Raw genomic sequence first — 20,693 nt, 5'->3', positions numbered from 1 at the left:
ATTATACTATTCATGAAAAAAAAAAAAATTATTAAATTTATTAAAATGATTAAAAAAAAAAATAATAATTATTCTTTTATTGAAATATTAATAGATGAAAAAAAAATAAATAAATATTTATTATTTTAATTTATTAATTATTTTATTTAAATAAAAATAAAATTTATTTATTTCTTTTTTATTATTATATATTCCTAAACTTACTCTTATTGTTCCTCCATTTAATCTTAAATATTTCATTAATGGTTCTGCACATTGATTACCTATTCTTACTTGTATACCATAATTATTTAATAATAATCCTATATCATTATTATTTATATTTTTTATATTAAATGACAATATTGATGAGGAATAAATATTATTTTTTCCATATAAAATAATATTTTTATTCTTTAATAATAATTTTTTTAAATAATTAATTAATTTATTTTCATAAATATTAATGTTATAAATTTTTATTTTTTTTAAATATTTAATTACATACATAAAACTATATATAGATTCTATATTTAATGTTCCTGCTTCTAATTTTTTATTATATTTATCATATATATTTCTTTTATATCTTACTTTTTTTATCATTCCTCCACCATATTGATATGGTATTAATTTATTTAATATTTCTTTTTTACAATATAATATCCCTAATCCTGTTGGCCCATATACTTTATGACTTGAAAATACTAAAAAATCTACCTTTAATTCTTGTACATTTATAGGTATATGAGCAATTGATTGAGCACAATCTAACACAATTAATATATCTTTATTATAATTTTTTATTATTTCAACTATTTTTTTAATTGGTAAAATAGTTCCAAATACATTTGATATATGAGTAAGAGAAACAATTTTAGTTTCTTTAGTTAATTTTGATTTTAAATTATTTAATGATATATTATATTTTTTATTTATTTTTAATATTTTTAATTTTAATTTTTTTCTTTTACATAAAATTTGCCATGGTATTATATTAGAATGATGTTCTAATTGAGAAATAATAATTTCATTTTTTTTAAAATAATTTAAACATACTGATATTAAATTAATTGATTCAGTTGTACTTTTAGTAAAAATAATTTCTTTAATACTATTAGCATTAATTAATTGTTTAATTATTTTTCTACATTCATCTACATACATAGTAGATTTAACACTTAAATAATTATTATATCTATAAATATTAGAATTATAATTATAATAATATTCTTTTATTTTATCAATTAAAATCTTTGGTTTTTGTGTTGTAGAAGAATTATCAAAATATATTAATTTATAACCATTTATATATTTTTTTAATATTGGAAATTTTTCTCTTATTAATTTAATTTCTTTTTTATTAAACATTACTATATAATTTATTTATAATTTGTTTATTTATATTTTTTAAAATTTTATTATTTATTTTTAAATAATTATAAATATTAGATAAATAAAATATTATTTTACATTCTTTTAATTTTAAACCTCTAGTTAATAAATAATAAATTATATTTTTATCTATTTTACCTAATGTTAAACCATGAGAACATATAACTTTATTAGAATTAATATTTAATTCAGGTTTAGAAAATAAAAATACTTTATTAGATAAAATAAAATTTTTATAATCTTGTAATGCTATATTATCTTTAGTATTTTTTTTTATATTAATTATACCATTTATTACACAATATGAATTATTATTATAAATCCCTATATAATATAATTTATTATTACAATAATTATAATTATTTATTATATTTATATAATTTTCTAATATTTGATTATTACTTAATATAATAATATTATATAATCTTGTATAACAATTATTATTAATATATTTAATATTTATTTCATTTAATGTAAATTTATTATTTAAATATATATTATATAATATTAATTTACTTTTATAATCTTGATATATATATATATTATTAATATTATATAAATTATTTTTATTATTATAAAATTTATAATAATTTACTTTACTATTTTTTTTTAATAATATATTTATTATTAAATTATTAATAATTCTTTTATTTTTATTTTTTAATATATATTTATCTATAATATTTAATTTATTTTTTACTTTTATAAAAAGATTATCATTAATTATATTTTTATATTTATTTTTTTTTAAAAATATAAAATATATTTTTAAATTTATTTTATGAATATTATTTATATCTATTATATATATATAATTATTATAATTTGATAATAAATTAATAAAAGAATAATAATTATAAAATATAAAATATTTTAAATATTTATTAAATATTTTTTTAATTAATATTTTTTTTATTTTAATAAATTTTTTTATTTTTTTTTTAATAATTATATTATTTAATTTTCCATTTATATATATTATATTAATATCATTTTTATATTTTTTTTTAAATTTATATTTTTTTTTATTATTATTTTTATTATAAAATTTATTAAATTTTATAATATTTTTAATTTTTGAATATTTATATTTATCTTTTATATTTTTTTTTTTTTTAATTAATAATTTTAATATTTTTTTTCTTTTTTTTTTATTTATATTATTAATTATTTTTTTTATTTTCATTTTTTATTATTTTTTTATATCCATATTTATCAATATTGTATATTATATTTTTATTACTACTTTTTATTATTTTCCCATTATACAATATATGTACATAATTTGGATTAATATATTTTACAATATTTGTATTATGTGTAATTATTATTAATGAACATTTATATTTTTTTTTATATTTATTAATATTTTTAAATATTAAATTTAATGTATCTATATCTAAACCAGAATCAATTTCATCTAATATTACTAATTTAGGTTTTAATAATAACATTTGTAATATTTCATTTTTTTTCTTTTCACCTCCTGAAAAACCTACATTAAAATAACGATATAAATTATTTTTATTAATATTTAATTTTTTACATACTTTATATATTTTTTTAAATAATACTTTATTCTTATATTTATTTTTTAATATATTTTTTAAAAATATATACATTGTTATCCCATTAATTTCTATTGGATATTGAAAAGATAAAAATATTCCTAATTTAGATATTTCATAAGGTGATAAATTATTAATTAATTTTTTATTAAATAATATTTTTCCTTTATCTATTATATATTTAGGTTTACCTGAAATTATATATGATAATGTACTTTTACCTGATCCATTTGGTCCCATAATAACATGTATTTCATTTTTTTTAATTTTTAAATTTAATCCTTTAATAATTAAATTATTTTTTATTTTTACATATAAATTTTTAATTTCTAACATATATTATTATTATATTATTATCCTACAGTATTATTTAACTTTATATTTAATAATTCTTTTGCTTCTAATGCAAATTCTAAAGGTAATTCTTTTATTATTTCCATACTAAAACCATTAACTATTATAGACATTGCATTTTCATTATTAATTCCTCTTTGATTACAATAATATATTTGTTCTTCTTCTATATTTGATATAGTAGATTCATGTTCTATTTTAGCTGACGAATTAGTAGATATTATATATGGTAAAGTATGAGTACTACATTTATTACCTATTAATAAAGAATCACATTGAGTATAATTATTTGAATTTTTTGAATTATTATTTATTTTAACTAAACCTCTATATGTATTTATTGAATTATCCATACATATACTTTTAGATATTATTATACTTTTTGTATTATTTCCTATATGTATCATTTTAGTACCTGTATCTATTTGTTGATAATTATTAGTTAATGATACTGATCTAAATTCACCAATTGAATTATCACCTTTTAAAATACATGATGGATATTTCCAAGTTAATAATGAACCAGTTTCTAATTGAATCCATGTAATTTTTGAATTATTATTACATATTCCTCTTTTTGTTACAAAATTATATATTCCTCCTTTACCTTTTTTATCCCCTTGATACCAATTTTGTACTGTTGAATATTTTATTTTAGCATTATTTAATGCAATTAATTCTACTACTGCGCCATGTAATTGATTATTTTTTCTAATAGGTGCTGTACAACCTTCTAAATAACTTACTGAACCACCATCATCAACTATTATTAATGTTCTTTCAAATTGACCAATTAAACTATTATTTATTCTAAAATAAGTAGATAATTCTATTGGACATTTTACTCCTTTAGGAATATAACAAAATGAACCATCAGAAAATACAGCTGAATTTAATGATGCATAATAATTATCTTTATAAGATACAACAGTACCCATATATTTTTTAATTAAATTACTATATTTATTAATTGCTTCATTTATTGAACAAAATATAATCCCATATTTATTTAATATTTTTTTATAAGTTGTTGTTATACTAGTAGAATCAAAAATAAAATCAATAGAAATTTTTTTATTATTATTCTTAATAGGTACTCCTAATTTTTCAAAAGTATTTATAATTTTTTTATCTAATTTATTATTTTTTTTTATTATTTCTGAAAAATAACTAATTAAATTAAAATTTATTTTTTTATAATTTAAATTAGACCATTTAGGATATTTTAATTTTTTCCAATATTTAAATGATTTTAATCTCCATTTTGTCATCCATTTTGGTTCATTTTTTAATTTAGATATTTTTTTAATAATATTTTTATTTATACCTATTGATAACGTATTAGATTTTATATTAGTATAAAATCCATATTTATATTTTTTTTTTTTTAATTTCATTTTTATTAATAATTTTATATAATTTTATTATTTCATATATATTTAATTCGTCAATTCTTTTAAAAAATAATTGATTATAATTATTTTTTTTATTAAAAAAATAAAATAATGAATTTTTTATTATTTTTCTTTTATATTTAAAACATTCTTTTATAAATAAAAAAAATTTTTTTTCATTTATATTATTTTTTTTTAATAAATTATTTTTTATTTTATTTAACTTTATAACAGTTGAATTAACTTTTGGAATAGGAAAAAAATTTTTATTTTTAATATTAAATAATTTAATTACTTTAAAATATAAATTTATGTAAATTGATAATTTAGTTTTAAATTTATTATTAATACTTAATATACTATTAACAAATTCTTTTTGAAACATACCAATACATTCAACTATATATTTTTTATTTTTTATTATCCATAATATTAATTTACTTGATATATTATATGGAAAATTACCTATTATATAATATTTTTTATAACCTAATTTTTTTAAATTACAATTTAAAATATTAATATTAATTATTTTATATCCTTTAAATTTATTTTTTAATTTTTTAAATAAATCTTTATCAATTTCAATAAATATAATATTATTTTTATTTTTTTTTATTAATTCTTTACTTAAATTTCCAATTCCTGCACCAATTTCTAAAATACAATCATATTTTTTTTTACTATTTTTTAAAAAATTTACTATTTTTATTATATAATATTTATTAATTAAAAAATTTTGACTATAATATTTTTTAATTTTCATTTATCTATTTTTTATAATACTAATTATTTTATTAATATCTTTATTATAAATTTTATTAAATATAATTTTATTTTTATTAATTTTATGTTTATTAATATCTTTTTTATTTAATATTATTTTATTTATATTTTTTCTATTTAAATTTAAAATATTTAATAATTTTTTATTGGTATTAGGTAAAAATATATATGATAAATATGTTATCATTATAATAATTTTAAATACTATATACATTATATCATTAAATTTATTTATATCTTTTATACTCCATGGTTTTTTATATGATAATAATTTATTTCCTATTCTAGATAAATTAATAAATTTACATATTGCATCTCTAAATTTAAATTTTTTAATTAATTTATAAATTTTAATTGGATATTTATTAATTATGTTAATAATTTTTTTATATTTTATATTTATTTTTAATGGTTTTAATATTAGTCCATTATTTTTTTTATTTAATAAAACTATTGATCTATTAATAAAATTTCCTAATATACCTATTAATATTGAATTATTATATAATTTAAATTTTTTAAGTGTAAAATTTGTATCTTTATTTTCTGGCATATCCATTATTAATGCATATCTTATAGAATCTTGCATATTAGGTAAAATATTTAATATCTCATGTAAATTAATTGTCCAATTTTTAGAAGTAGATATTTTTTTTCCTTCTAATTTTAAAAAATTATTTGAGTTTATATAATTAGGAATAATTAATTTATTATTATAATTTTTATATATTATAGGTAATAATATACAATGAAAATAAATATTATCTTTACCAATAAAAGTAATTAATTTAGTATTTTTATTTTTCCAATATTTATACCATTTTATTTTTTTTTTTTTACAATATTCTATACTTGATGATAAATATCCTATTAAAGCCTCAAACCATACATATATTACTTTATTTTTATATTTATTAATTGGTAATTTAACTCCCCATTTTAAATCTCTAGTAATTGATCTATTTTTTAAATTATTTAAATAATATTTTATATTATTTATTACATTAATTTTATTATTTTTATTTTTTATTAAAAATTTTAAAAATTTTTTTATTAATTTTTTATTTTTTTTAATATTTATAAAAAAATTAATAGTTTTTTTTAAAATAGGTTTTTTTTTACTTAAAATTGAAATTGGATTTAATAATTTTCCTTCTTTTATAATATTTCCACATTTTTCACATTGATCTGAATAAGAATATTTATAATTACAATAAGGACATAAACCTATAACATATCTATCAGATAAAAATTGTTTATAATAATTATCATAATATTCATAACTTATTTTTTTTTTTAACATTTTTTTTAAAAATAATTTTTTAAATATTATTTTTACTAAATTATGATGGTTTTTATTGGTAGTTCTATAATAATTATTTAATTTAATATTAAATTTTTTTAAATATTTTTTATTATAATTATGATATTTATTTATTATACTTTTAATATTTTTTTTTTCCTTTAATGATTTTATTAATATTGATGATCCATGTTCATCAGAACCTGAAATAAATATTACTTTATTATTATTATTTATTTTTAAATATCTATAATATATATCACTAGGTATATATACACCTGACAAATGACCTATATGTATATAACCATTAGTATAAGGAAAAGCTGCAGTAATAATATATTTCATAATTTATTTAAATGCTATTTTTATTATATCTTCTAATTTATTTACATAAAATATTTTAATATTATTTAATATTTTTTTATTTATTTCTTTTACATCATTTTTATTATTTTTTGGTAATATTATATTTTTTATTAATGATCTTTTAGCTCCTAATACTTTATATTTTATACCACCTACTTCTAATATTTTTCCACTTAAAGTTATTTCCCCTGTCATTGCTGTATAATGTTTTATTATTTTATTAGTATATAATGAAAATAATGCAGTAAATATTGTTATTCCGGCTGAGGGTCCATCTTTAGGTATTGAACCTTCAGGAATATGTAAATGAACATCATAATTAGTTAATAATTTATAATTTATATTATATATTTTATAATTAGCTTTTATATATTTCATTGCTATAATAACTGATTCTTTCATTATTTTACCTACATTACCTGTAATACTTAATAATCCTTTACCTTTAATTAAATTGGTTTCTATATATAATATTTCACCTCCATTATTAGTCCAAGCTAATCCTACACATACCCCTGGAATATTAATTTTTTCATATGTTTTATGTAATTTTGAATATCCTAAAATTTTAACTAATAATTTATTATCTATTTTAGAAATTATTATATTTTTCATAACTAAATATTTAGCTATATAACGTATAATTTTATCTATACATTCTTTAAGTTTTCTTATACCACATTCATAAGTATAATTTAAAATAATATTATTTAATATTTTATCATTAATTTTAATTTTATTTTTTATTCCATTTTGTCTTATTAGTTGTGGAATTATATATTTTTTTGCTATTTTAATTTTTTCTTCTACTACATATCCATTAATATTAATTATTTCCATTCTATCTAATAATGCATCATTTATATTATTAATATTATTTGCAGTAGCTATAAATAAAACTTTTGATAGATCATATCCAATTTCTAAATAATTATCATAAAAATTTTTATTTTGTTCAGGATCTAAAATTTCTAACATTGCTGATGAGGGATTTCCATTATATCCTACACTTATTTTATCTATTTCATCTAATACAAAAACTGGATTTGAACTATTAGCTAATTTTATATTTTGTAATATTCTACCTGGTCTTGCTCCTATATAAGTTTTTCTATGGCCTCTTAATTCAGATTCATCATGTAAACCTCCTAAAGATATTCTTACATATTTTCTATTTAATACTTTAGCTATAGATATTCCTAATGATGTTTTTCCTACACCTGGAGGACCATATAAACATATTATTGGAGATTTTACATTACCTTTTTTTAATTTATAAATAGCTAAATATTCTAATATTCTATTTTTTATATCTTTTAAACCATAATGAAATTTATTTAATAAAAATTTAGCTCTTAATAAATTATAATTATCTTTAGTATACTTATACCAAGGTAATGAAATAAAAAACTTTAAATAATTTATATTAATTGAATATTCTGGTAATTGATAATTTAATAATTTAAGTTTATAATATTCAACTAAAAAAAATTTTTTAACTTTTTTTGATAATTTATGTTTTTTTTTTTTATATAATTTTAATAATGATTTTAATATATTATCTTCATAAAAATCAAAATTATTAATTTTAGGTTTTAATTTATTATTTATTTTATATTTAAATTTATTAAATAATAAAATTTTTTTATATTCTATTTTTAAATTGATTAATAATTTATATAATCTTTTTATAATATTATTTTCTTCTAATATTTTTTGTTTTTTTTTATAATTTAATTTTAAATTTATATTTATAAAATTTGTTAAATGTATTATATTTTTAATCTCATATACAGTATTAATTAATTTATTATTTAAAATATCATTTATTTTAATTATTTTTATTATTAAATTTTTAATTATATAAAATAATATTAAATATTTTTTATTACTACATTTATAAGATTTTATTTTTTTTATTATAGCTTTAAAATATTTGTTATTATAATTGTATAAATTATTTCTAATTTTAAATCTATATTTACCTTTTATTATAATTATTAATTTATTATTTAAATTTATAATTTTTAATATTTTTCCTACAGTACCTACTTTATATATTTTATTTTTTAATTTATTATTTTTTGTAATTACTCCTATTAATTTTTTTTTTTTATATAAATTATTTATTTTATTAATAATATTTTTATTATTTAAATTAATCATTAATATTAAGCCTGGAAATAATACATTATATTTAATAGAAATAATATTACAAATTTTTTTATTAATTTTTTTAATTTTCTTTTTATAATATTTGTATTTCTTAAATATTTTCATATATTAAATTTAATTATTATTATAATGAATATCAATAAAAAGAATATTATTATTGGAATAGATCCAGGATTAAATAATATAGGTTTATCTGTAATAGAATTTTATCATAATAAAATATTTATAATATTATTAAAAGATATTAAATTATCTAATATAAAAAATATATATTTAAAATTAATTACAATTTATTTAAAAATAAAAAAAATAATAAAATTATATAATCCTACTTTTTTAGTTATAGAATCAATATTTTTAGGAAAAAATGTAAAAACTATGAGAAATTTAATTCAATTACAAACAACAATTTTATTATTATTTATATATTATAATATTCCTTTTATAGAATATTCACCAAAAACTATAAAATATATAATTTCAGGAGATGGAAATTGTTCTAAAAAAAAAATAAAAAATATATTAGAAAATATTTTAAATAAAAAATTAAATTATAATAAAAATTATGATTATATAGATAGTTTAAGTATTGTAATATGTCACATTATGATAATTAAAACTAAACTTAAATTAAAAAATTAATAATTCTATTTTTTATATAAATAATTTTTTTATAATTTTTAATATTTAAATTTTTATTATTTATTATTTTATTAATTAAATAATTTTTATTATTATTAATTTTATTTATATAAATAATAATTTTTTTTCTATTATTAATCATAACTATATATTTAATATTTTTTTTTATTAAATATTTTTTATTTAAATCAGGTTGTTGTTCAAAAAATATACTTTTTTTATTACCTAATAAAAACCAAATTTCTTCTGATATATAAGGAGCAAATGATGAAAATAATATTATAAATTTTTTAATAATAATTTTATTATAACACTTAATATTTATTAATTTATTTAAAGTAATCATAAAATTACTTATAGAAGTATTTAAATTAAAAATTTTAAAATTATTTTTTATTTTTAATATTAATTTATTAATTATATTATTTTCTTCATAATTAGGTTTAATATTAATAAAATTATTATTAATTATATAATTCCAAATTTTATTTAAAAATCTATAAATTCCTATTATATTATTTACATTCCATATTTTTTTTTTATTAAAAGGTCCCATAAAAACTTGATATAATCTAAAACAATCAATTCCATATTTATTTATAATTTCATCAGGATTTACTATATTAAATTTTGATTTAGACATTTTTTCTAATTTTATTTTACATATAAATTTTTTATTATTATTTAATTTAAATTTAAAATTTTTATATATTTTATAATTTTTTATAAATTTATTTATATTTAAATATTTTTTATTATTTATATATTTTTTAATTACATATATTTTTTGAATATTAATATATTTATTTTTTTTAATTATATCATAAGAAACAAATATATTTTTATCTTTTATTTTATAAATAATATTAGAATAATACAATATAATTCCTTGATTAATAAAATTTTTAAATGGTTCTTTAGTATTCAATATTTTTATATCTTTCAAAAATTTATGACAAAATCTAGAATATAATAAATGTCCATTAGTATGTTCTGAACCTCCAATATATAAATCTACATTTTTCCAATATTTTATTTTATTACTATTTACAATAGTATTATTATTATAAGGATCTATAAATCTTATATAATACCAATTTGATGCTGCAACACTAGGCATAGTATTTACATCTAATTTATATATATTTTTTTTTTTATTTATTAATTTTTTACTTACAATTTTATTATTTTTATTATTCCAAGCCCATTTATCATAATCTTTTAATTTTAAAATATTAATATTTTTTATATAAGGTAATTTTAATGGCAAACTTTTTATATCTATATTATATGGAATATTATTTTTATAATATATTGGAATTGGTTCTCCCCAATATCTTTGTCTTGAAAATACAATATCTTTTAAATTAAAAATAAATTTTTTCTTAATATTTTTATTATCTATTTTAATATCTTTTATATTAAAATCTTTTTCTAAACTTAATATTTTATAATTTTTTAATTTAAAAAAATTTCCTTTATTATTTATATTTATATATACATTATTTAAACTTTTATTTATAAAATAATTACTAATATATATATTTATTTTATTATTATTATTATTATATATATTTGTTTTTATTAAAATTTTTTTTTTTTCATTATTATAAATAGAATTAATTATCTTTTTAATTTTATTTTTATCTTTTATATAATTTTTTATTAATATATCTGTATTATAAGAAGGGGCAACAAATATTATATTATTAATTTTATTAATATCTTTTTTTTTATAACAATATATTTTAAATTTATTTTTTTTATTTTTTAAATAAAAATAATTTACTTTTTTTTTTCCTATCCATTGTTTTTGAGATTTTTTAATATTTTTAGGCCATTTAATATACTTATAATCATTTAATAATCTATCACAATATTTAGTAATTCTTATATGCCATTGTAACATTTTTTTTTTAATAATATCATAACCCCCTCTTATACTTTTTCCATTATCTATTTCTTCATTAGAAAGTACAGTAGATAATTTAGGACACCAATTTACATAACTTTTTTTTAAATAAATTAATCTAAATTTATTTAAAAATTTAAATAATTTATTTTCATCATTAAATTTTATTAACTTTTTATTTAAAAAAAATTTATTTTTCTTAATTTTATTAATTAAATATTTTATATTTCTAGCTTTATTATTATTTTTATCATACCATGAATTAAATAATTTAATAAATATCCACTGTGTCCATTTATAATATTTACTATTATGAGTTATTATTTCTCTATCCCAATTAAAAAAAACTCCTAATCTTTTAATTTGTTTTTTAAATTTTTTTATTGATTTTTTTATTATTTTTATTGGATGTTCATTATTATTAATAGCATATTGTTCTGCAGGTAAACCAAAAGAATCAAAACCTATAGGATTTAATATATTATAATTTTTACCTAATTTATATTTAGCAATTATATCTGAATATATATATCCTACTGTATGTCCTACATGTAATCCATATCCTGAAGGATAAGGAAACATATTAAGTATATAAAATTTTTTTTTCTTTTTTTTATTAATTTTTAAAAAATTAATTTTATTATGGATTTTTCTCCATTTTTCTTCTATTTTTTTAAAATTATATTGCATTATTTTGTTTTATTATTATATTTATATTATATTAATTATTAATAAATGCCGATGTAGCTCAATCGGTAGAGCACGTGATTTGTAATCTCGTTGTTGTAGGTTCAAATCCTACCATCGGCTTAATATTGGGGAGATACTCAAGTGGTTAACGAGGACAGACTGTAAATCTGTTGATTAATTATCTTCGTAGGTTCAAATCCTACTCTCCCCATAATTTTGCGGAAATAGCTCAATTGGTAGAGCGTCAGCCTTCCAAGCTGAAGATTACGGGTTCGAGACCCGTTTTCCGCTTATAAATTATAAATTTAAAATGTCAAAAGAAAAATTTATTCGTGAAAAACCTCATATAAATATAGGTACTATAGGTCACGTAGATCATGGAAAAACTACATTAACAGCAGCTATTACAAAAGCATTATCAATAAAAGGATTAGCTATAGAAAAAAAATTTTCAGCTATAGATAATGCACCTGAAGAAAAAGAAAGAGGTATTACAATTAATACTTCACATATAGAATATGAAACAGAAAATAAACATTATGCTCATATTGATTGTCCAGGACATTCAGATTATATAAAAAATATGATTACTGGAGCAGCTCAAATGGATGGTGCTATATTAGTAATAGCTGCTACTGATGGACCAATGCCACAAACTAGAGAACATATATTATTAGCTAAACAAGTAAATGTACCTTATTTAATAGTATTTATAAACAAAATAGATTTAATAAAAGATAAAGAATTATTAGAGTTAGTTAAAATTGAAACTAATGAATTATTAAGTTATTACAATTATAATAATGTACCTATTATAGAAGGTTCTGCATTAAAAGCATTAAAAGGAGATAAAAAATATATAGATATTATATATAAATTAATGGATACAATAGATAAAAATATACCTAATCCAATAAGAGAAACTAATAAACCTTTTTTAATGTCTATTGAAGATATATTTACAATAACTGGAAGAGGTACTGTTTGTACAGGAAAAATTGAAACTGGAACTATAAAAATAGGTGATCAAATACAATGTATAGGAATGAATAAAATTATTGATACTACAATTACAGGAATTGAAATGTTTAAAAAAATATTAGATAAAGGAGAAGCAGGGGATAATGTTGGTATTTTATTACGTGGTATAGAAAGAAAACAAATTAAAAGAGGTATGGTATTATGTACTCCAAATACTATTAAATCATATAAAAAATTTAATTCACAAATATATATTCTTAAAAAAGAAGAAGGTGGTAGACATACTCCGTTTTATAATAAATATAAACCTCAATTTTATTTAAGAACTATTGATATTACTGGTACTATTTATCTAGAAAAAGGAATTAAAATGGTAATGCCAGGTGACAATATTAATGCAACTATAAAATTAGAAAAATCTATAGCTATTAATAAAGGATTAAAATTTGCTATTAGAGAAGGGGGAAAAACAGTAGGAGCAGGAAAAATAACTGAATTATTAAATTAATATAATAATTTAATAATAAAACTACGGATGTAGCTTAATTGGCAGAGCATCGGTCTCCAAAACCGAAGGTTGTAAGTTCGAGTCTTACCATCCGTGTATTAATATATGAAAAAAAAAGAATGGTATATATTAAAAATAATAAATGGAGAAGAAAAATATATTATAAATAAAATAAAAGAAAAATTATTAAAATATATTAAATATATATTTATACCTACAAAAAAATATATTAGAGTTAAAAATGGTAAAAAAAAAATATATAAAGAAAAAATTATACCAGGTTATATGTTTATTAAAATATATTTAAATAAATATATATTATTAATATTAAAAAAAATAAAGGGAATATTAGGGTTTTTAAATGAAAGAAATAATAAATTACCATTAAAAATTAATAAAAATGAATTAAAAAATATAATAAAAAATAAATATAATAATAGTTATAAAATAGGTGATAATGTAATAATAAATTCAGGAATTTTTAATAATATAAAAGGAAAAATTGAAAAAATTAAAAAAAATAATATTATATTATCTATTAAATTATTAGGAAGAAATACTAAAATAGAATTAAATATTAATAATATAAATAAATATTAAATTTAAATTATATGAATAATAATAATATATTAAAAATAATAAAATTAAGTATTCCTGGAGGAAAGGCTAATCCATCACCACCTATTGGTCCTTCATTAGGATCAGTTGGTATTAATATTATGGATTTTTGTAATAATTTTAATAAAAAAACTGAAAAATATAAAGGAAAAATTTTACCTATTATAATAACTGTATATAATAACAAAACTTATGATTTTATAATAAAAAAACAAACAATAAAAGAAAAAATATTTTCTATTTTAAATATTAAAAAAGGTTCATCAGAACCTAAAAAAAAAATTATAAATAATATTAATATAAAAGAAGTAGAAAAATTAGCTAAATATAAATTACCAGATTTAAATTGTTTTAAATTATCATCAGCAATATCTATGATAATAGGGACATTAAAATCTATGGGGATAAATGTAATAAAAAATGAAAAATAATAATTATAATATAGACAAAATATTTAAAATAATTAAAAAATATAATAAAACTAAATTTGATTCTTCAATAGATATGTATATAAATTTAATTTTAAATAAAAAAAAAAATAATAATAATATTAATATAATAAAAGAAAATTTATTATTACCTTATGGAAATGGAAAAAAATATATAATTTTAGCTATTATACCTAAAAAACAAAGAGATAAAATAAAAAAATTAAATTATAAATCTATTTATATAGGAGGTAATAAATATATTAAAAAAATTAAAAATAAAAAATGGACTAAATTTAATGTTATTGTTACTACTAAAAGTTATATTAATAAAATATTAAAATTAGGAAAAATATTAGGTAGTAAAGGTTTAATACCTTCTAATAATAATATCACAAATGATCCATATAAAGCAATAAAACAAATTATATCAAGCAAATATATAGAAATTAAAAATAATAATAACAAAATAATTAATATTACTATAGGTAAAATATCTTTTGATAATAAAATTTTAATTAAAAATTTAAAATATATTTTAAATAAAATGGATATATTAAAAAATAAATATTTATTTAATATAAAAAACATATATTTATCTAGCACTATGGGGCCAAGTTTTAAATTATTAATATAATATGATTAATAAAAATATTAAAAAAAAAATTATTAATAATCTTAATAAATTATTTAAAAAATTTAATTATTATTATATAATTGATATATCTACATTTAATTCTAAAAATTTATTTATACTTAAAAAAGATTGTAATAATAATAATATAAAATTATTAAAAATAAAAAATACTTTATTTAAAAAATTTTTAATAATTAAAAGAAAAAAATATATATTAAAAAAGTTATCACCTATATTAAAATATAATAATTCAATAATGTTTTCAAATAATTATAAGAATATAGCTAATATAATTAAAAATAATAAAATTTTAAATAATAATTATCCTATATTAAAAGTTGCATATATTGATGAAAAATATTATTATGGGGATAATTCTATAAATATATTATGTAATTTAAAATCTAAAAATGAATTAATTAATAATATTATTTTTATATTAATTAATAAAATAAAAAATTTCATTAATTTTATAATTAATTATAAAAAAATTAAAATTTTAAATATAAATAAAATATTATTAAATAAATTAAAAAATAATATAAATTAATATTTATATTTATATTAATATTTATATTATATATGAAAAATATAAAAAAAATTGCTGAAATATTAGTTAATTTAAATATTAAAGATATTAATGAATTAACTAAAATTTTAGATAATAAATATGGAATTAAGTATGATAATCATACTATTACTACTACTAATACTACTACTAATAATACTACTAATAATACAACTAATAATAATTCTAAAGTAAATATTTATTTAAAATCTATAGGCACTGTAAAATTACCAGTTATTAAATTATTAAAATCAATAACTGGATTAAGTTTAACTGAATCTAAAAAATTTATAGATAATATGCCTAGTTTAATTAAAAAATCAATTAAATTAGAAGAAGCAAAAAAAATACAAGACCAATTTAAAGCAATTAATGCAATTATAGAAATAAAATAAAATTATGTATAAAAAGAAAATATATTTTACTAAAGAAAATATTAATTTTCCAGATTTTTTATTACCACAATTAAAATCATTTAACAATTTTATTAACTTAAATAATTATAAAAAATATAGTTTATATAAAATATTAAATAATATTTTTCCAATTTATAATAAAAAAAAAAATATATCTTTAAAATTATTAAATTATTATATTGAACAACCTAAATATTCAATTAATGAATGTATAAAATATAAATTAACATACAATATATCATTAATATTAAAATTAAAATTAAGTTATAAAAATAAATCAATTATAGAAAAAGTATATTTAGGTACATGTCCATTAATTACATCAAAAGGTTCATTTATAATAAATGGTAATGAAAGAGTAATAGTCTTTCAAATTCATAGATCACCAGGTTTATTTTTTGGTATTTATAAGGAAAAATCATATTATGCAAAAATTATACCTAAAAAAGGTTCATGGTTAGAATTCAATTTAAATAAAAATAATATTTTATATCTAATAATAGATAAAAAAAAAAAAATTCCTTTAACTATATTTTTAAAAGCAATTGGGTATAAAAGTGAAAAAAAATTAATGAAAATATTTAATGTAATTAAAAAAATAGAAGTTATAAATTCAATAAATACTAAAAATGCATTTGATATAATTAAAAATAATAAAATATTAATTAAAAAAAATAATATAATAAATTTTAATAATATTAAATTACTATTAAAAAATAATATTAATAAAATTTATATAATAAAAAATTTTATAGAATATAATATATATATCAATACTATAAAAAAAGATTTATATAAAACTCATAAACTAAGTTTAAACTACATATATTATTTATTTAATAATAATTTACCACCTAATTATAATATTGCTAAAAATTTTATTTATAACAAATTTTTTTCAAAAAAAAATTATAATTTAGGTAAAATAGGAAGATATAGATTAAATAATAAATTAAATATTAATAATAATTCTAATTTAAAGACTATCAATTATATAGATATTAAATTTATAATTAAAAATTTAATTAATTTTTTTATTTCTAAAAATGATATTGATGATATTGATAGTTTATCAAATAGAAAAATTAAAACTATTGGTGATCATTTATATTCTTTATTTAATATAGGATTTAAAAGACTAGCTAATATAATTAAAGATAAATTAAATTCTAATTTAAAAAATTTAACCCCTAAAAAATTAATTAATTCTAAAATATTATCTTCCTTAATTAATAGCTTTTTTTGTACTAGTCCTTTTTCTCAATATCTAGATCAAACTAATCCATTATCTGAAATAACACATAAAAGAAGATTAACGTTATTAGGACCTGGAGGATTAATAAAAGATAGAGCTAGTTTTGAAGTAAGAGATGTAAATTATTCACATTATGGTAGATTATGTCCGATAGAAACACCAGAAGGCCCTAATATAGGTTTAATTTATTCATTATGTTTATTTACTAAAATAAATAAAATGGGAGTTTTAATATCTCCGTATTATAAAATTACAAATGGAAAAATAAGTAAAAAAAAAATTTATTTAACATCAGACGAAGAATTTAATAAAATTATAGTACCATATAACATAAATATTAAAAAAGACATAATAATAGGTAGAAAAAATAATGAATGTAATTTTTTTAAAAAACAAAATATAAATTATAAAGATTATTATTATAATCAAATGTTATCTATATCAGCTTCTTTAATACCTTTCATAGAACATGATGATGCTAATAGAGCTTTAATGGGATCTAATATGATGAGACAAGCTATACCATTATTAAAATTAGAACCACCTATAGTAGGTACAGGTATAGAAAAAAAAGTAATATTTTATTCAAGAAATTATATAAACGCTAAATCTCAGGGAATAGTAAAATATGTAGATTCTAATAGAATAATTATAAAATATAATTATACTAATAATAATTTAAATTTAAACAAAAAATATTATATACATAAATTAAAAAAATTTAAAAAAACTAATCAGAATACTTGTATTAATTTAAAACCTATTGTTAAAAAAGGACAAAAAATAAAAAAAAATCAAATATTATGTGAAGGTTTTGGTAATAAAAATGGTGAATTAGCGTTAGGTAAAAATTTATTAGTTGCTTTTATGACTTGGAAAGGTTATAATTTTGAAGATGCTATAATAGTATCTAAAAGAATAATAAAAAATGACTCATTTACTTCTATACATATAGAAGAGTTTACATTAGAATTAAAACATAATAAATTAGGAAATGAAGAATTTACTAATGATATACCTAATTTAAATAAATATGAAACTAAATATTTAAATAAAAATGGTTTAATTAAAATAGGAACTTATGTAAAACCTGGTGATATATTAATTGGTAAAATAGCACCTAAAGAAAAATCAATAATAAGTCCAGAAGAAAAATTATTAAAATTAATATTTGGAAATAAAGCTAATCAAGTAATTGATAAATCTTTAAGAGCACATTCATCATTATATGGTGTAGTAATAAAATCAGAAATTTTAAATAAAAATATAAAAAAAATGAAATTAAATTTTAATAAACAAAAAAAAAAATTATATAAATTTTTTTTAATAAAAATTTATAATATAATTAAAAATTGTAAATTAAAAATTAATAATATTAAAATTAATAATTTAAATAAAAAGAAATTTATTAATAAAATTCATAAATTATTATTAAAATATAATAAATATTTTATATATTTATTTGATTTAAATAAAAAAAATATAATAACGATTAATTCATTAATTAATAATTATAATTTTAAAATTAAGTCTTTAATTAATAAATTTAAAATTAAAAAATATAAATATCAAATAGGTGAGGATTTATCTAATGATATTATTAAAGTTGCTAAAGTAACTATAGCAATTAAAAGAAAATTAAAAGTAGGGGATAAAATGTCTGGAAGACATGGAAATAAAGGAGTAATAGCCAAAATATTAAACGAAGAAGATATGCCTTATCTAAAAGATGGTTCTATAATAGATATAATTTTAAATCCTCTTAGTGTACCTTCTAGAATGAATATAGGTCAAATATTAGAATCAATATTAGGTTATATAGGATATAAAAAACAAATAAGTTTTTATTCACCTGTATTTAATGGTTTTTCAATTAAAAATATTAATAAATATTATAAAAAATATATTAAACTTAAAAAATATTGTAGAACTGATTTATATGATGGTTTAACAGGTGAAAAATTTAATAATAAAGTTACTATAGGAGTAATATATATGTTAAAATTAGGTCATATGGTAGAAGATAAAATACATTCTAGATCAATTGGTCCATATTCTTTAATAACTCAACAACCATTAGGTGGTAAATCGCAATATGGTGGTCAAAGATTTGGAGAAATGGAAGTATGGGCTTTAGAAGCATATGGAGCATCTAATATATTAAGAGAATTATTAACTATTAAATCAGATGATATAATAGGTAGAAAAAAAACTTATGAAGCTATTGTAAAAGGTAAAAAACTTCCTAACCCTGGAATTCCTGAATCATTAAATGTATTAATAAAAGAATTAAAAGGTTTATGTTTAAATATAAAATTAAATAAATTTAATAAAAATAATAAATTAAATAAATTAAATAAATTAAAAATATTAAAAATAAAAAATAAATTAAAATTATTTAAACATTTTAAATATTTATTTAAATATTTAAACCATTTTACTCTATTAAATGAATATAATAAATTTAAACTATTAAAACTTTTAAATAATTTTTATTTTTTTAAAAAAATTAAAAAATTAAATTTTTTAAAAAAAATATTAAATTTATTTAATATATTTTCTTTATTTAATAAATTTAAAAAAAATAATAAAAATAATATATTTAAACAATTAAATATTTTAAATAATTTAATTAAAAAAATTAAAAAAAATAAAAAGAAAAAAATTGATAAAAAAAAATTAAAAAAATTTAATAAAAAATTTAATAAATTTAATTAA

At 14.5% G+C, this 20,693-nt stretch carries 17 protein-coding genes and 4 tRNA genes; 13 read left to right on the top strand and 8 right to left on the bottom strand.

All coding sequences use genetic code 11. The features are described 5' to 3' along the window. Window positions 1-12 precede the first annotated feature (12 nt). Window positions 13-129, top strand: coding sequence for a DUF4295 domain-containing protein (locus N2591_RS00875; RefSeq protein ID WP_420095057.1), 117 nt, complete (start codon window positions 13-15; stop codon window positions 127-129). Here N2591_RS00875 and N2591_RS00100 read toward each other — a convergent pair. From N2591_RS00100 to lon, 7 genes are read right to left on the bottom strand one after another with little or no spacing between them, the layout of a single operon-like run. Next, window positions 121-1,350 (bottom strand): aminotransferase class V-fold PLP-dependent enzyme, encoded by a 1,230-nt coding sequence (locus N2591_RS00100; protein ID WP_318165931.1) that lies wholly within the window; start codon window positions 1,348-1,350, stop codon window positions 121-123. The two genes, N2591_RS00875 and N2591_RS00100, sit on opposite strands and share 9 nt — an antisense overlap. Further along, entirely contained in the window at window positions 1,343-2,560 is a 1,218-nt protein-coding gene (locus tag N2591_RS00095; protein ID WP_318165930.1) for a SufD family Fe-S cluster assembly protein, read from the bottom strand. The genes N2591_RS00100 and N2591_RS00095 overlap by 8 nt, the downstream gene beginning before the upstream one ends. Next, a complete protein-coding gene (gene sufC / locus N2591_RS00090) occupies window positions 2,538-3,278 on the bottom strand; it encodes a Fe-S cluster assembly ATPase SufC (RefSeq protein ID WP_318165929.1) in 741 nt (246 codons plus the stop codon). Before sufC ends, N2591_RS00095 begins: the two co-directional genes overlap by 23 nt. 17 nt (window positions 3,279-3,295) lie before the next feature. Next, complete coding sequence (gene sufB / locus N2591_RS00085) at window positions 3,296-4,693, bottom strand: Fe-S cluster assembly protein SufB (protein WP_318165928.1); 1,398 nt, start codon at window positions 4,691-4,693, stop codon at window positions 3,296-3,298. Next, entirely contained in the window at window positions 4,668-5,456 is a 789-nt protein-coding gene (rsmA, locus tag N2591_RS00080) for a 16S rRNA (adenine(1518)-N(6)/adenine(1519)-N(6))-dimethyltransferase RsmA (RefSeq protein ID WP_318165927.1), read from the bottom strand. Before rsmA ends, sufB begins: the two co-directional genes overlap by 26 nt. Then, window positions 5,457-7,124, bottom strand: a complete 1,668-nt coding sequence (metG, locus tag N2591_RS00075) for a methionine--tRNA ligase (RefSeq protein ID WP_318165926.1) — start codon at window positions 7,122-7,124, stop codon at window positions 5,457-5,459. It abuts the gene before it with no gap. 3 nt (window positions 7,125-7,127) lie between these two features. Further along, on the bottom strand, window positions 7,128-9,425 hold the full coding sequence (gene lon / locus N2591_RS00070) for an endopeptidase La (RefSeq protein ID WP_318165925.1): 2,298 nt from the start codon (window positions 9,423-9,425) through the stop codon (window positions 7,128-7,130). A 24-nt stretch (window positions 9,426-9,449) separates the two neighbouring features. Here lon and N2591_RS00065 point away from each other — a divergent pair, with 24 nt between their 5' ends. Continuing rightward, on the top strand, window positions 9,450-9,962 hold the full coding sequence (locus N2591_RS00065; RefSeq protein WP_318165924.1) for a crossover junction endodeoxyribonuclease RuvC: 513 nt from the start codon (window positions 9,450-9,452) through the stop codon (window positions 9,960-9,962). Here N2591_RS00065 and N2591_RS00060 read toward each other — a convergent pair. Beyond that, window positions 9,946-12,564: a class I tRNA ligase family protein gene (locus N2591_RS00060; RefSeq protein WP_318165923.1), complete on the bottom strand. Its 2,619-nt coding sequence runs from the start codon at window positions 12,562-12,564 to the stop codon at window positions 9,946-9,948. The two genes, N2591_RS00065 and N2591_RS00060, sit on opposite strands and share 17 nt — an antisense overlap. A 47-nt stretch (window positions 12,565-12,611) precedes the next feature. On the opposite strand from N2591_RS00060, the gene N2591_RS00055 reads away from it, so the two are divergent. From N2591_RS00055 to rpoB, 11 genes are all read left to right on the top strand, one after another. Then, window positions 12,612-12,684 (top strand) — tRNA-Thr (locus N2591_RS00055). 7 nt (window positions 12,685-12,691) lie between these two features. After that, window positions 12,692-12,775 (top strand) — tRNA-Tyr (locus N2591_RS00050). A 7-nt stretch (window positions 12,776-12,782) separates the two neighbouring features. Beyond that, a tRNA-Gly gene (locus tag N2591_RS00045) sits at window positions 12,783-12,855 on the top strand. A 19-nt stretch (window positions 12,856-12,874) separates the two neighbouring features. Beyond that, the gene (gene tuf, locus N2591_RS00040) at window positions 12,875-14,053 is read left to right on the top strand and encodes an elongation factor Tu (protein ID WP_318165922.1); all 1,179 of its coding nucleotides are present in this window, start codon (window positions 12,875-12,877) and stop codon (window positions 14,051-14,053) included. A gap of 23 nt (window positions 14,054-14,076) precedes the next feature. Beyond that, window positions 14,077-14,149 (top strand) — tRNA-Trp (locus tag N2591_RS00035). 9 nt (window positions 14,150-14,158) lie between these two features. After that, window positions 14,159-14,653, top strand: coding sequence for a transcription termination/antitermination protein NusG (gene nusG, locus N2591_RS00030; protein ID WP_318165921.1), 495 nt, complete (start codon window positions 14,159-14,161; stop codon window positions 14,651-14,653). Window positions 14,654-14,664: 11 nt separating this feature from the next. After that, window positions 14,665-15,102: a 50S ribosomal protein L11 gene (gene rplK / locus N2591_RS00025; protein ID WP_318165920.1), complete on the top strand. Its 438-nt coding sequence runs from the start codon at window positions 14,665-14,667 to the stop codon at window positions 15,100-15,102. Further along, window positions 15,092-15,736: a 50S ribosomal protein L1 gene (locus N2591_RS00020; RefSeq protein WP_318165919.1), complete on the top strand. Its 645-nt coding sequence runs from the start codon at window positions 15,092-15,094 to the stop codon at window positions 15,734-15,736. Before rplK ends, N2591_RS00020 begins: the two co-directional genes overlap by 11 nt. A gap of 1 nt (window position 15,737) precedes the next feature. After that, entirely contained in the window at window positions 15,738-16,286 is a 549-nt protein-coding gene (gene rplJ / locus N2591_RS00015; RefSeq protein WP_318165918.1) for a 50S ribosomal protein L10, read from the top strand. Window positions 16,287-16,318: 32 nt separating this feature from the next. Continuing rightward, window positions 16,319-16,699: a ribosomal protein bL12 gene (locus tag N2591_RS00010; RefSeq protein WP_318165917.1), complete on the top strand. Its 381-nt coding sequence runs from the start codon at window positions 16,319-16,321 to the stop codon at window positions 16,697-16,699. Window positions 16,700-16,703: 4 nt separating this feature from the next. After that, complete coding sequence (gene rpoB, locus N2591_RS00005) at window positions 16,704-20,693, top strand: DNA-directed RNA polymerase subunit beta (protein ID WP_318165916.1); 3,990 nt, start codon at window positions 16,704-16,706, stop codon at window positions 20,691-20,693.

The sequence above is a fragment of the Candidatus Shikimatogenerans bostrichidophilus genome (genome assembly GCF_033370915.1).
GTDB lineage: Bacteria > Bacteroidota > Bacteroidia > Flavobacteriales > Blattabacteriaceae > Shikimatogenerans > Shikimatogenerans bostrichidophilus_M.
Note: the sequence above shows the minus strand (reverse complement) of the source record. Positions and strands in the feature narration are given on the sequence as shown.